Source organism: Ferrimonas sediminicola, assembly GCF_005116715.1.
In the GTDB taxonomy this organism is placed as follows: domain Bacteria; phylum Pseudomonadota; class Gammaproteobacteria; order Enterobacterales; family Shewanellaceae; genus Ferrimonas; species Ferrimonas sediminicola.
Genome location: NZ_SWCI01000002.1, coordinates 1 through 12545, shown reverse-complemented (window position 1 = coordinate 12545; position 12545 = coordinate 1). Strand labels below are relative to the sequence as shown.

The following is a 12545-nucleotide window of genomic DNA, read 5'->3' as shown; positions in this document are numbered from 1 at the left end:
TAACGTTAACAACAAATCCGAGTATGATCGGCCATCTGTCTGCAACACCACAATAAAATCGATAAATTAAGTAAGGAAGGGAGCTATGGCACTGAGTTTACGCCAAGCCTTTTTTCACAACTTCTTGGGCCAGGCGCCCAAGTGGTACAAACTGGCAATCATCGCCTTTCTGGTAATCAACCCGATTATCTTTGCAATTGACCCCTTTATCGCCGGCTGGCTGCTGGTGATCGAGTTCATCTTTACCCTGGCCATGGCCCTGAAGTGCTACCCGCTTCAGCCCGGCGGCCTGCTGGCCATCGAGGCAGTGGCCATCGGCATGACCTCTCCGGCGACCGTGCTCCACGAGTTGGAAGCCAACCTGGAAGTGATTCTGCTGCTGATCTTTATGGTGGCGGGTATCTTCTTCATGAAGCAGCTGCTGCTGTTTATCTTCACCAAGCTGGTGACCAAGGTCCGATCCAAGACCCTGTTGTCTTTGGCTTTCTGCTTCTTCTCCGCTTTCCTGTCGGCCTTCCTGGATGCCCTGACCGTCATCGCGGTAATCATCGCCGTGGCCATTGGCTTCTATAGCATCTACCATAAGGTGGCGTCCGGTAAGGACTTCACCCAGGATCACGACCACAGCAACGATGAACAGGATGACCTGTGTAAGGACGACCTGGAGCAGTTCCGTGGCTTTCTGCGCAACCTGATGATGCACGCCGGTGTCGGTACCGCCCTCGGTGGGGTATGCACCATGGTGGGTGAACCGCAGAACCTGATCATCGCCGCCCAGGCCAACTGGAACTTTGCCGAGTTCTTCGTACGCATGTCTCCAGTAACCATACCGGTGCTGGCCGCCGGTCTGCTGACCTGTGTAATGGTTGAGAAGTTGAAGATCGTCGGTTACGGTCAACAGCTGCCCGAGTCTGTACGCAAGATTCTGGTCGACTACGCCGATTATGAGGACAAGCGCCGCACCAACAAGGATCGCGCCATGCTGATCGTTCAGGGCCTGGTGGGCGTCTGGCTGGTAGCAGGTTTGGCCCTGCACCTGGCGGCGGTAGGACTCATCGGTCTGTCGGTGATCATCCTGACCACCTCCTTCAACGGCATCATCGATGAGCACTCCCTGGGTAAGGCGTTTGAAGAGGCTCTGCCCTTCACCGCGCTGTTGGCCGTTTTCTTCTCCATCGTGGGCGTCATCATTGAGCAGGGGCTGTTTGCCCCGGTAATCACCTGGGTACTCTCCTACTCCGGCAATACCCAGGCGGTCATGTTCTTCATCGCCAACGGCCTGCTGTCCATGGTATCCGACAACGTCTTTGTGGGAACCGTGTACATCAACGAGGTGAAGGCCGCCCTGCTGGAGGGCAAGATCACCCGTGACCAGTTCGACGTACTGGCGGTAGCGATCAACACAGGGACCAACCTGCCCTCCGTCGCCACCCCCAATGGTCAGGCAGCCTTCCTGTTCCTGCTGACCTCGGCACTGGCCCCGCTGATTCGGCTCTCCTATGGCAGAATGGTGATTCTGGCACTGCCCTACACCATCGTCCTGTCGCTGGTGGGCTTGGCTACCATCGAGTTTGGCCTGTTGGATAGCCTGACCCAGTACTTCTACGATATGCACTGGATTGGGCATCATACTGTCGCCGAAGCCGCCGCCAACGCGATTACAGGCCACTAAATGCGAATGATTTAAATCTGCATGTTGCCTTCTGACAAAAACGCCCTCACAATTTGAGGGCGTTTTTTTATTGTTTTTCAGGAGTCACCATGCTGAACCAAGCCCGTCAATTCACCTGTGAACGACGCAGCTGGCTGCTGCTTGCGGCCAGTGCCCTGCTGCTTGAATTGATCGCCCTGGTATTTCAGTACGGCATGGATCTCAAACCCTGCGTCTACTGCATCTACGTGCGCCTGGCGGTATTCTCCTTGTTGGCCGTCGCCCTGATCACTGCCATACGGCCGGGTTACAAGCCGCTGCGGACCTTCGGCTTTCTGGGTTGGGCCGGGGCCTCGGCCTGGGCACTGTCATTGAACCTGAGCCTGCACGCCAAGCAGACTGCGCCACCGACACTGTTCGGCTCCACCTGCGACGCCATCCCCAACTTTCCCGCCTGGGCGCCCCTGCATGAATGGCTACCCAGTGTATTCATGCCCACGGGTGACTGCAGCGACTCTCCCTGGTCCTTTCTGGGGCTGTCCATGGCTCAGTGGCTGATCGGACTGTTTGTCGCCCACCTGCTGCTTTGCCTGCTGTTCTGGTTAACCACCCTGACGGAGAAGAGGAGCGGCGGCGAGTGCTGCGGCGGCAGCTGCCACTGACACGAAAAAGGGCTGCCCCGGGGCAGCCCTCCCTGTTTAGGTAGGACTCAATCCAGCTTGAACCGACCCACAATCCCCAGCAACTGGGTATTGACCGCCGCCAAGCTGTTGGCCTCATCCAAGGTCTGATTGCCACTCTCAGACAGTTTTAACACCATCTCCCGGATGGCGGTCATGTTGCGGCTGATCTCCTGGGCCACACCGCTCTGCTCCTCGGCTGCGGTGGCGATCTGGGCGCTGAGATCATTGATGTCCACCACAAAACTGGTCATGGTCTCCAGGCTGCCAGAGAGCTGCTGGGCGCCAGTGGCGGTTTCCTCACAGGTCCTCCTGGTGCCGGCCATGGCACTGACCACCCGGCTGGAGCCCTGCAACAACACCTCGAGTGCCTGCTCGATCTCGGCGGTGCTCTGCTGGGTACGCCCGGCCAGGGCCCGCACCTCCTCGGCCACCACGGCAAACCCACGCCCCTGGGCACCGGCACGGGCCGCCTCGATGGCGGCATTCAGAGCCAACAGGTTGGTCTGATCGGCAATCTCCCCGATCACCTTGAGGATGGAGTTGATGCTCTGGGTCTCATCACTCATGCTCTGAATGTTGCCGGAGGTCGACTCCACCTCACCGACCAGGGCCGATACCGAGCTTTGGGCCTGGGCGACGATCACCTTGGACTCCTCTCCGGTCTGATTCGCCTCGCGGGTGTACTGAGCCGCTTCGGCGGCACTGGAGGCTACGGTCTCGGCGGTGGCGTTCAGCTCCTCCATGGCCGTGGCCACCTGGTCGGTCTCCGACATATGGCTGGCGAGAATCGCCTCGTTCTCCTCCGCCTGGGTCTTCAGCACCTCCACCCCATGGGCCAACTCCCCGGTCACCTGGCGCACCTCCAGCATCATTGTCTGCAGTGACGCCACCACGGTATTGATTCCCGACGCGATCTGACCCAGATCGTCTCTGGAGTGCACCTCCAGTCTCTGGGTCAGGTCGCCCTCGCCTTCCGCCAGGTCCTGCACCCGTTCCCTCAAGGCAACGATGGGGCGATACAGATAATGCAACACCACCACCAGTGCCAGTGCCGATACCAGGACACTGATCAAGCCGGTGAGCAGTACGGTCCGGTTCGCCTCGGACACCGCCGCGTACGCCGTGTCCTTCTCCACCGCGATCAGGAAGTACCACGCTTTGCCGCCAGGCAGGGCGATGCGGTTGGAGATCACCAGCTTATCAATGCCGTTGAGCACGTATTCGGAGTAGAGCCGCTCATTCGCCAACACGCTGGCTGCCTGTCTGCCCAGGCCGGGCACCGCAGAGAGCGGCGTCTGCACCGGCGCAAACTGAGAGGTGGTGGCGATGATGTTGCCGCTCTGCTCCGCCAGGATGGCGATGGTACCGGGAACCAGTTCCACCTCGCCGAGCACCCTGGCAAGTTCACTCATCGCCAGGCTGCCCGCCACCACGCCAGTGCTGCTGGGTTTCACAATGGAGAGATAGGGGGTAGTGTCACCGGGGACAAAATAGACATCGGTTACCTGGGTGTCATTACCGGCACGCCCCACTTGGTACCAGCGGCGTTCGGTAACATCCTGGCCAGGGTCAAGCACCCCGCCACGCCAACCTTTGAATGGCCGGGAGGCGTAGGCCTCGCCGCTCTGCTGTCCCAGCATCAGCCCCGGCAAGCCGGTCACCAGTTCGGCCTCGCGCAGAGCCGACAGGTACTCCCGCTCTCCCCAGTCGGGATGCTGAGCAAAGAGATCCACCAGCCCATCGACCGCCCGGTGGCCGCGCTCAACCAGCTCACTGATCACCTGGCTCTCATGGCGCACCGCCTGCTCCATGGAGAACTTCACCTCCTCACTGACGGCGTGGCTCATATTCCTGGCAGATATTGCACTGGTGGCCACCAAGGCCAACACCAGTAATCCCATAGACATAGCCATTAAACTGGCTTTAAAACTCATTCCTTTCATAGACCCATCCGGTTGGATTATTTTAGCCCAGACCCCAACTGACTAATCGCACGCTTTCTTTGATTTTTCAAAAAGCGCCAATAAAGCCCAATAGTAATTACTCTCTGCCGGTCAGACGCGCTGAACTCTGCTCTTAAGATAGTTAAGAGCATTTGGATATTGTATCGAGGATGACCAGCGCAGGGCCGCCGGGGCTATTGCCTGGGCATCACACCGCTGCGCCGTCAGTCCCCCCGTCGCCCAAGAATCTGCTAACCTATATAATTCAGTCACATGCAGAAAGATAACTCATGGGACCAACGGGAGGCACAGTAATATCACACTCCCAAATGCATGTGGACAGAATTTTCTCCAGTTATTGAACTTGGTTAAGGAGGTAATTTAGATCGTCGTAACCATGACGTGCGCCCTGCCACACATTTTCTTTTCTCGCAACAGACCCTTTAGTGAATTTTATTTCTCTGTAAGGTAGCCTATAAGGAGGAAAACGCCGATCGATTAAATAGATAATCATGGCATTCTTAGATCAATTTAATTGATCAGCCAATAATTTTTCTATCACCAATCAAATTAGTCAATATGCATTAATTCGCCGACAGACCGGTAGAGAGACAGAGTCCCATTTCGGATGGGGCCGCGGTATCGGCCCGCCATGAATTGAATACAAACAAAAAAGGCGTGCCAAGCACGCCTTTTTCATTGATGGAAGTGACCCGCGTCAGTCCAGATCGTCGAGAGGCCAAAGCACGATGAACCCGAAAAGGTCTGGATCCGGACCGACCTCCAGCTCACTGAGCACCTTACGACGTACCGACATCCCCTGCTTATGCATCTGAGACTTATTGCCGGCGACTAGGTGGTGCCAACTTGGCAGGCCCCGTCCCTCGTGGAGGCGGCGATAAGCACAGCTGGTGGGCAGCCAGGCGATGGTACCGACGTTATCCGGCGTGACCTTATAGCAGTCGGGAACATAGTTGAAACGAGTGTCATAGCGGCTGCACTCGCAGGTTTTGTCGTTAAGCAGCTGACAGGCGACATTGGTGAAGTACACCTCTTCAGTATCATCATCTATCAGCTTGTTCAGGCAGCACTTGCCACAGCCGTCACAGAGCGCTTCCCACTCCTGTTCGGTCATCTGGGTTAAGGGCTTATGCCAAAAAGGTTGCTCTACGCTCACCGTTCTACCTCTGCTACTTCGTCACCTCTCCCGTCGGGGGCGGCATTATAACGGCCATGACAGAATATTTCACTAGCCTGAGCGCGTCCCCCCTGCCGTCTACTGGGAGAACTTGATGCGATCGGCGAGATGACCCACCGCCGCCACAAAGTAGTGACTGCGGTTCCAGCGCATCAAGGCATCGTAGTTGGCGTAAGCCAGATAGCTTCTCCCCTGGGCATCGTCAGGCTGAACCAGGGACGCTTCAACATCCCGGGTCGGCAGATCGGAACCGTCATAGCGGCGAACCCCCATCTGTTGCCACTGGGACAAGGTCCTCTTGACGTTGAGACCAGTTAACTCCTTGGCCACCGGCTGGGTCAGGGTCACCTGGCGGGCCCAGGTCAAGTCATCCCGCCACCCTACCTGCTTCAGATAGTTGGCGGCAGACGCAAATACATCGGCCTTGTTGGTCCAGATATCCTTCTTGCCGTCCCCATCGAAGTCTTCCGCATAAGCCAGGAAGGAGGTCGGCATAAACTGGCACTGCCCCATGGCTCCGGCCCAGGAACCCTTCATCTGCTCGGCACTGATGTGTCCCTGCTCCAGAATGGTCAGCGCGGCAAACAGCTGGTCCTTAAAAAAGGCCTCCCTGCGCCCTTCGTAAGCCAGCGAAGCGGTGGCACCAACAACCGAAAAGTTACCGGTGTAGCTGCCAAAGTTGGTTTCGACGCCCCACAGCGCCACGATAAACCTGGGCTGGACCCCGTAGGCCCGCCCCACCCTCTTCAGCAACTCACGATGCTGCTCCATCAACTTGCGCGCCTTGGCGACCTTCCAGTCCGGTACGGCCTGTGGCAGATAGGTATCCAGGGTCTTCTTAAACTCGGGCTGATTGCGATCCGCCTTGATGGCTCGCTTGTGCAACTTGATGCCGGCGAACGCGGCGTCGACGGTTGCCTGGCTGAAGTTACGCGCCACCGCTTCCTGCTTAAGCTGGGCTACGTACTGCTCGAAATTCACCTTGTCGGCAGCCTGCAGCGGCAGAACCACCGCCAATCCTAGTATTGCTAGCCATTTGTGTGTCATTGTCGCTCCCTAACCTGGCTTCACTCTTGCTGCTGTGACTTGATCCACTCCTTGTGGGTCTTCAGGAGATCCTCCTGTGGAGGCGGCAACTGCAGGTAGAACCCCTGCTGATTCAGGCCCTCCCTGACCTTGTCGATGTCGGCCTGAGCCAGTTTACCCACCTTGGCCAGAGGCAGAATCATCACAAACTGAGGTCGGCCGAAGGTGTCCATCAGCGGTTGAGGCACCTGGGAAAAGTCATCCCGCTTGTTTATGAAGAGGTAGGTTTCGGCTTTCTTTGTACTTTTATAGATCGCGCAAATCATCTGTTTTCCAGGGCAATACGCCCACCGGGTTGCTTGCGAAAAGGTGACCTCCACTATACCATGGCCGCCACCAAAAAATAGCGTTCGCCGGGCCCCCCGGGCCTGTCCTTAAGAGAAGTTTCAAGATGCAGCAACACGGCATCGAATTCACCAGTTCAAGTTTTACCCTACCCGTTCTAAAACTGTCCGGTTCCCACCTGCAGGAGATCGACGCCCAACTGCAACAGCAACTGAACCAGGCACCCTCGCTGTTTGATGGCATGAGCTGCGTTTTGGATCTGGAGGCGGTCGGTGCCGGGGTGGCGCTGGCCCCGCTGCTGTCTCTGGTCCGCAGGGCCAGGCTCAACCCCCTAGGGATACGCCAGGCTGATGCCGGCCATAAGCTCCAGGCCAGGGAGGCGGGTGTGCCGCTGTTGACCGGCTCGCGCAGCAGGAGCAGCGGCGCCAAGGCCACCCGGGTGGAGCAACGTTCCATTCGTTCGGGACAGCAGCTCTATGCCGAAGGTGGGGATCTGGTCATCATCGGTTCCGTCAGCGCCGGTGCCGAGGTGATCGCCGATGGCAGCATCCAGGTTCTGGGCACCCTGAGGGGCAAGGCCATCGCCGGCGCCAATGGTCAGTCGGACGCTTCGATTCTCTGTCTGAATCAACAGGCGGAACTGCTCTCCATCGCCGGTCACTTCTGGCTCAGCGAGCAGATCACCCGTGAATACTGGCAGAAAGCGGCCCTGGCCAGATTGGCTCAGGGCCAGCTCGCCCTCAGTCCCGTTTCACTCTAATCACACCAAGTAGGATCTCAACACATGGCGAAGGTCATCGTAGTCACCTCTGGCAAAGGGGGCGTGGGCAAAACCACCAGCTCCGCCGCCATCGGCATGGGCCTGGCAATGTCAGGCCACAAAACCGTCATCATCGATTTCGACATCGGCTTGCGTAACCTGGACCTGGTGATGGGTTGCGAACGCAGGGTGGTGTACGACTTCATCAACGTCACCCAGGGCGAGGCCAACCTCAACCAGGCGCTGATCAAAGACAAGCGATGCGACCGGCTGTTCGTTCTGCCCGCCTCGCAAACCCGCAACAAGGACGCACTTACCCGGGAGGGGGTGGAGCAGGTGCTAGAAAGGCTGAAGCAGGAGTTTGATTACATCCTTTGTGACAGCCCGGCGGGCATCGAGAACGGTGCCATGATGGCGCTCTATTTTGCCGACGAGGCGATCATCACCACCAACCCCGAGGTCTCATCGGTACAGGACTCAGACAGGATCATCGGCATGCTGCAGAGCCGATCCCGCCGAGCCGAACTGGGACAGGAGCCCATTCGCGAGCACCTGCTGCTCAACCGCTATAACCCTGTCCGGGTAGAGTCGGGAGAGATGCTGAGCGTGGCCGACGTAGAAGATATTCTGGCTATCCCCCTGCTGGGGGTCATTCCCGAATCCCAGGCGGTGCTGAAAGCCTCCAACTCCGGGACCCCGGTGATCCTGGACGACGCCAGCGACGCCGGCCAAGCCTATCAGGACACCGTCGCCCGGCTCCTGGGGGACGCGCGTCCCATGCGCTTCATCAGCGCTGAGAAGCCGGGACTGTTGCGCCGACTGTTCGGAGGGAAGTGATGTCGTTCCTGGACTATTTTCGCAAACAGAGCAGCAACAGCGCCCAAACCGCCAAGGAGCGCCTACAGATCGTCGTGGCCCACGAGCGGGCCAGACGCGAGGGACCGGACTACCTGCCCGCCCTGGAGCGGGATATCCTCGCCGTCCTGGCCAACTACGTGTCCGTCAGCCCGGACACAGTCCGTGTCCAGTTGGATAACCGCGATCCCGATCTGTCGGTACTGGAGCTGAACATCACTCTGCCAGATCGTTAGGCCGAGGAGGGCAACCCCAGCTGGCCTCCCTCACCGCTTCTGGTGCCGCTCCCGGTTTTCCGACTTCTGACGCTCTCCCTTCTTGAGCAGCAGGTAGACGGCACCATTGCCGCCATGCTGCTTGAGGGCCGAATGATAGGCGAGCACTTCGGGCATCTGCGGCAGCCAGTGGGCCACATAACTTTTCAGCAGCCCTTTGAACGGTCGGGTGTGCATCCCCTTTCCGTGAAGCACCAGGGCGGTGCGCACCTCGACTCTCTGGCAATCCCTGATGAACTGTAACAAAGTCTGTTTCGCCTGAGCCACGCTCAGGCCATGCAGGTCAAGCCTGGCGTCGACCTGGTACTTACCCAGCCTGAGGTTCTTGTACACCCCATGCTGGACCCCGTCTCGGGCAAAACCGATGGGGTCCTCCGGCTCCACCGGGGCCACCCCCTGGTCACTGACCCCATCACGGTCACCGCTGCCATCGGTCTGAGCAGCATGTCGTCGCGCCAATTGGGCTTCTGTGGGAGTGGACTTGGGCTGACGCAGGGAGTGCTTATCCTGACCGCCTATGGGTTTAACGTCGGCCATTGCATGCAAAAATTCATCCATCTCGTTTGACTGCATATTAGCCTCCGCTAAGGTGATAACTCTGATAGTATACCCAATCCAGATTTGGCGTTGAGGGCACCCCGACGTGATCGCTCAGCATTTGCGCACGGGTGCCGAGGCCCTCGTGTCAAACTTTGTAATGGTTTCAACCTTTACATATTTTGCCCGCCACGGCGATAGTAGAGGTGTGTATTAATGGTGGAGCACGATACGTGCGCATTCTAGCCCTGATGTTGACCCTGGTGTTGGCCCTAGTGTTGGCCCTGCCTGCCCTGGCCGCCGACATCAACGAAGAGATTAACCGGGTCTATGGCCACATCAGCCAGGCTTACAATGACCTGGACACCGAACGCCTGGTGCAATTCTACAGTAGCGGTGCCTGTGTTATCAGTGCCTCCAAGGAGGAGGGACTGCTGTCCGGGCGCGATCAGATTGCCAAGGGCTTTGGCCACTGGTTCAAGAAAATCAAGAAGCGCGGGGCCGAGCTCAAGGTTCACTACCGGGTGGTCAACCGGCTGGTGTCCGACGGCACCGTCACCGATGCCGGCTACTACCTGGTGGTCTACACCCCGGACCGGAGCACCGAGCAGCCCGCCAGCGAATTCGTCGGCAAGTTCATCATGAGCTTCCAGAGGGACGACACCAATCAGTGGCGCATCATCAGCGACTCCGCCAACCGCACCAAGGTCAACCGCTTCCTGGATGCCGAACGCAAACAGGGGCTGTTCTATGAGGAGTACCGCCCAGCGGATCCCCAGGATAAAGAGAGCCGAAGCCGATGAGCCATTGCCACTGCGGCAGCGGGCGTCAGTTTGACTGCTGCTGTCAGCCGCTCCAGCTCGGCAAGGCCGTGGCCGCCAGCCCGGAGCAGCTGATGCGTTCCCGCTACAGTGCCTTTGTCGAAGGCGCCGCCGCCTACCTGCTGGATACTCATGACCCAGATACCCGCGACGATGTGACTGAAGCCGTCCTGGCGCGGAGCTGTGAGGAGAGCCGGTTTGTGGGGCTGCAGATCGTCGATGCCCCGCCGCCTAAGGGCGAACAGGGTGAGGTGGAGTTCAGGGCCTGGTACCGCCAGGGAGAGGATATCCTGGCACTGTGGGAGCGCTCCCAGTTTCGCCGCCTGGAGGGACGCTGGTTTTACAGCCGTGGCGAGATCCGACCGGCCGTCAAGCTGGGGCGCAATGATCCCTGCCCCTGCGGCAGCGGCAAGAAGGCCAAGAGGTGCTGCCTGTAATCGGCAGCCGGCTAGAAAGTAAAAAAGGAGTGCCAAGGCACTCCTTTTTCAGTCATGGGCGCGCTTAGCTGGCCAGGGTCATCTCGAAGATGATGCGCTCGGCGGCGCAGCTGAAGATCAGTTTACCGGTCAGTTGCTGGTTCTCCGCATCCCACTTGGTTTCGGTAGCCACATCAGCGAAGCGGGCCTTGGCCTTCTGAACATAGTCATCGAAAAAGCCCATTGCAGACTGCTCATCAGACCCCTGTACAGGCAGAGTCAGAATGTTGTCCTCTTCTGCAATGATGGCGCCGATATCCATATAGCAACCACAGGTGTCACAACCAGCACCCTTATTCGTAATGCTCATCTGTTACCTCTAAAAAACTGATGGAGATTCAAAACAGAGTATAGCCTTGAAGATAGGGGCACCGGATTGACCGAGATCACATTGATCCGACCCTTGGGCCGTTTCGGTTAATTGGTCAGGCCAAGACTCCGGCCTGGAGACGCTGGGCGGCCAGCAGCTGCTCGAGACGCCAGTGACCGGGTTGGCGGGCCGCCAACTGGTGCACCTGGGGGCACTTGACGCTGGGGGAGCAGTTATCCAGGGCCAACTGCATGGCGGCGCTGTGCTCCCCCTCATAGACCAGTGCATCGGGATCCAGGCACTGCTGCAGTCGGCTCTGGGCCAGGCCGGACTGGTGGAACGCGTTGGCGATACGGCAGCTGCGCTGGGCATCGCAATAGTGTGCCTTGGTCTGCTCGGGTTCCGGCAGAGAGAAGCGCCGGCGCAGGTCCTCGGATTCGGGCTGACTCACCTTGGGGAGCTGAAATTCGGCGTGCAGGCGGACGTCCTGCGACAACATGGCTAGCATTAAGCCAAAGTCGCTGCGTCTGTCTGTCTGAATGGCTTGGCTCAGGGAATCCCCCAGCTGCCACTCGTTGACCAATATGGCCTCTGCCTGCATAGAAAACATCCAAAAATCATGAGTTCAGTTTCTTTATCGGCCTAACGACATAAAACTTTAGGAAAAAGTTGCTCTAAAGGCTTTACACATGCGAACGCTTTGCTACTATAGCGCCGCACTCGTGGTGGGGTTTCCTAGCGCCCCCCAAAGGTAGCAGTGATCAGACTCGTCTGATCCCTCGGCCACACGGGCACCGTGTTGGATGGAAGCACGCTAAACACTCTATCTAGAGAATTCCGTGGAGGGGTGCCCTGTGGCCCCAGAAGGTAATGGTGATCAGACTCGTCTGATCCGTTGGCCACACGGACACCGTGTTGGATAGAAGCACGCTAAACACTCTATCTAGAGAATTCCGTGGAGGGGTTCCCGAGTGGCCAAAGGGATCAGACTGTAAATCTGACGGCTCCGCCTTCGAAGGTTCGAATCCTTCCCCCTCCACCATCATTCGTCGCCCTGGCCCATGGCCGCGGCAGACAACCAGACCCCGTGGAGGGGTTCCCGAGTGGCCCAATAGGTAATGGTGATCAGACTCGTCTGATCCCTTGGCCACACGGGCACCGTGTTGGATAGAAGCACGCTAAACACTCTATCTAGAGAATTCCGTGGAGGGGTGCCCAGTGGCCCCAGAAGGTAATGGTGATCAGAGCCGTCTGATCCCTTGGCCACACGGGCACCGTGTTGGATAGAAGCACGCTAAACACTCTATCTAGAGAATTCCGTGGAGGGGTTCCCGAGTGGCCAAAGGGATCAGACTGTAAATCTGACGGCTCCGCCTTCGAAGGTTCGAATCCTTCCCCCTCCACCATCATTCGTCGCCCTGGCCCATGGCCGCGGCAGACAACCAGACCCCGTGAAGGGGTTCCCGAGTGGCCCAATAGGTAATGGTGATCAGACTCGTCTGATCCCTTGGCCACACGGACACCGTGTTGGATAGAATCACGCTAAACACTCTATCTAGAGAATTCCGTGGAGGGGTGCCCAGTGGCCCCAGAAGGTAATGGTGATCAGAGCCGTCTGATCCCTAGGCCACACGGACACCGTGTTGGATAGAAGCACGCTAAACA

Annotated in this window: 14 protein-coding genes and 2 tRNA genes; 9 read left to right on the top strand and 7 right to left on the bottom strand. The window is 58.2% G+C overall.

Going from position 1 to position 12545, the window contains the following annotated elements; all coding sequences use genetic code 11:
* Positions 1-85 precede the first annotated feature (85 nt).
* Entirely contained in the window at positions 86-1672 is a 1587-nt protein-coding gene (gene nhaB, locus FCL40_RS03450; RefSeq protein ID WP_136851418.1) for a sodium/proton antiporter NhaB, read from the top strand.
* An 89-nt stretch (positions 1673-1761) separates the two neighbouring features.
* Positions 1762-2313 (top strand): disulfide bond formation protein DsbB, encoded by a 552-nt coding sequence (gene dsbB, locus FCL40_RS03445; RefSeq protein ID WP_136851416.1) that lies wholly within the window; start codon positions 1762-1764, stop codon positions 2311-2313.
* A 47-nt stretch (positions 2314-2360) separates the two neighbouring features.
* Here the strand turns inward: dsbB and FCL40_RS03440 are convergent, their stop codons facing one another.
* The 4 genes from FCL40_RS03440 to FCL40_RS03425 all read right to left on the bottom strand — a co-directional run bounded on the left by FCL40_RS03440 (position 2361) and on the right by FCL40_RS03425 (position 6827).
* Positions 2361-4235, bottom strand: a complete 1875-nt coding sequence (locus FCL40_RS03440) for a methyl-accepting chemotaxis protein (protein ID WP_169306988.1) — start codon at positions 4233-4235, stop codon at positions 2361-2363.
* Positions 4236-4995: 760 nt separating this feature from the next.
* Positions 4996-5454: a YcgN family cysteine cluster protein gene (locus tag FCL40_RS03435; RefSeq protein WP_136851412.1), complete on the bottom strand. Its 459-nt coding sequence runs from the start codon at positions 5452-5454 to the stop codon at positions 4996-4998.
* Between the two features lie 99 nt (positions 5455-5553).
* Positions 5554-6522, bottom strand: a complete 969-nt coding sequence (locus tag FCL40_RS03430; RefSeq protein ID WP_136851410.1) for a lytic murein transglycosylase — start codon at positions 6520-6522, stop codon at positions 5554-5556.
* 20 nt (positions 6523-6542) lie between these two features.
* The gene (locus tag FCL40_RS03425) at positions 6543-6827 is read right to left on the bottom strand and encodes a YcgL domain-containing protein (protein WP_136851408.1); all 285 of its coding nucleotides are present in this window, start codon (positions 6825-6827) and stop codon (positions 6543-6545) included.
* A gap of 125 nt (positions 6828-6952) precedes the next feature.
* On the opposite strand from FCL40_RS03425, the gene minC reads away from it, so the two are divergent.
* The 3 genes from minC to minE are packed head-to-tail and all read left to right on the top strand — an operon-like array spanning position 6953 to position 8697.
* Positions 6953-7606 (top strand): septum site-determining protein MinC, encoded by a 654-nt coding sequence (gene minC, locus FCL40_RS03420; RefSeq protein ID WP_136851406.1) that lies wholly within the window; start codon positions 6953-6955, stop codon positions 7604-7606.
* A gap of 24 nt (positions 7607-7630) precedes the next feature.
* Positions 7631-8443: a septum site-determining protein MinD gene (gene minD, locus FCL40_RS03415; RefSeq protein WP_136851403.1), complete on the top strand. Its 813-nt coding sequence runs from the start codon at positions 7631-7633 to the stop codon at positions 8441-8443.
* Entirely contained in the window at positions 8443-8697 is a 255-nt protein-coding gene (gene minE, locus FCL40_RS03410; protein WP_136851401.1) for a cell division topological specificity factor MinE, read from the top strand. The genes minD and minE overlap by 1 nt, the downstream gene beginning before the upstream one ends.
* A 30-nt stretch (positions 8698-8727) precedes the next feature.
* Here minE and smrA read toward each other — a convergent pair whose 3' ends face one another.
* Entirely contained in the window at positions 8728-9309 is a 582-nt protein-coding gene (gene smrA, locus FCL40_RS03405) for a DNA endonuclease SmrA (RefSeq protein ID WP_136851399.1), read from the bottom strand.
* 197 nt (positions 9310-9506) lie between these two features.
* Between smrA and FCL40_RS03400 the strand changes: the two genes are divergently transcribed.
* Both FCL40_RS03400 and FCL40_RS03395 read left to right on the top strand, forming a co-directional pair.
* A complete protein-coding gene (locus FCL40_RS03400) occupies positions 9507-10076 on the top strand; it encodes a YybH family protein (RefSeq protein ID WP_136851397.1) in 570 nt (189 codons plus the stop codon).
* On the top strand, positions 10073-10531 hold the full coding sequence (locus FCL40_RS03395) for a YchJ family protein (RefSeq protein ID WP_136851395.1): 459 nt from the start codon (positions 10073-10075) through the stop codon (positions 10529-10531). The genes FCL40_RS03400 and FCL40_RS03395 overlap by 4 nt, the downstream gene beginning before the upstream one ends.
* Positions 10532-10595: 64 nt before the next feature.
* Here FCL40_RS03395 and FCL40_RS03390 read toward each other — a convergent pair whose 3' ends face one another.
* Both FCL40_RS03390 and FCL40_RS03385 read right to left on the bottom strand, forming a co-directional pair.
* Positions 10596-10880, bottom strand: a complete 285-nt coding sequence (locus tag FCL40_RS03390) for a DUF406 family protein (protein WP_136851393.1) — start codon at positions 10878-10880, stop codon at positions 10596-10598.
* Between the two features lie 115 nt (positions 10881-10995).
* A complete protein-coding gene (locus tag FCL40_RS03385; protein ID WP_169306987.1) occupies positions 10996-11481 on the bottom strand; it encodes a VC2046/SO_2500 family protein in 486 nt (161 codons plus the stop codon).
* Between the two features lie 356 nt (positions 11482-11837).
* On the opposite strand from FCL40_RS03385, the gene FCL40_RS03380 reads away from it, so the two are divergent.
* Positions 11838-11922, top strand: a tRNA-Tyr gene (locus FCL40_RS03380).
* A 279-nt stretch (positions 11923-12201) separates the two neighbouring features.
* A tRNA-Tyr gene (locus tag FCL40_RS03375) sits at positions 12202-12286 on the top strand.
* Positions 12287-12545: the final 259 nt, after the last annotated feature.

Coding starts and splice junctions, on each gene's coding strand:
- nhaB (WP_136851418.1), top strand. CDS start 86: ATGGCACTGAGTTTACGCCAAGCCTTTTTTCACAACTTCTTGGGCCAG.
- dsbB (WP_136851416.1), top strand. CDS start 1,762: ATGCTGAACCAAGCCCGTCAATTCACCTGTGAACGACGCAGCTGGCTG.
- FCL40_RS03440 (WP_169306988.1), bottom strand. CDS start 4,235: ATGGGATTACTGGTGTTGGCCTTGGTGGCCACCAGTGCAATATCTGCC.
- FCL40_RS03430 (WP_136851410.1), bottom strand. CDS start 6,522: ATGACACACAAATGGCTAGCAATACTAGGATTGGCGGTGGTTCTGCCG.
- FCL40_RS03425 (WP_136851408.1), bottom strand. CDS start 6,827: ATGATTTGCGCGATCTATAAAAGTACAAAGAAAGCCGAAACCTACCTC.
- minC (WP_136851406.1), top strand. CDS start 6,953: ATGCAGCAACACGGCATCGAATTCACCAGTTCAAGTTTTACCCTACCC.
- minD (WP_136851403.1), top strand. CDS start 7,631: ATGGCGAAGGTCATCGTAGTCACCTCTGGCAAAGGGGGCGTGGGCAAA.
- minE (WP_136851401.1), top strand. CDS start 8,443: ATGTCGTTCCTGGACTATTTTCGCAAACAGAGCAGCAACAGCGCCCAA.
- smrA (WP_136851399.1), bottom strand. CDS start 9,309: ATGCAGTCAAACGAGATGGATGAATTTTTGCATGCAATGGCCGACGTT.
- FCL40_RS03395 (WP_136851395.1), top strand. CDS start 10,073: ATGAGCCATTGCCACTGCGGCAGCGGGCGTCAGTTTGACTGCTGCTGT.
- FCL40_RS03390 (WP_136851393.1), bottom strand. CDS start 10,880: ATGAGCATTACGAATAAGGGTGCTGGTTGTGACACCTGTGGTTGCTAT.
- FCL40_RS03385 (WP_169306987.1), bottom strand. CDS start 11,481: ATGCAGGCAGAGGCCATATTGGTCAACGAGTGGCAGCTGGGGGATTCC.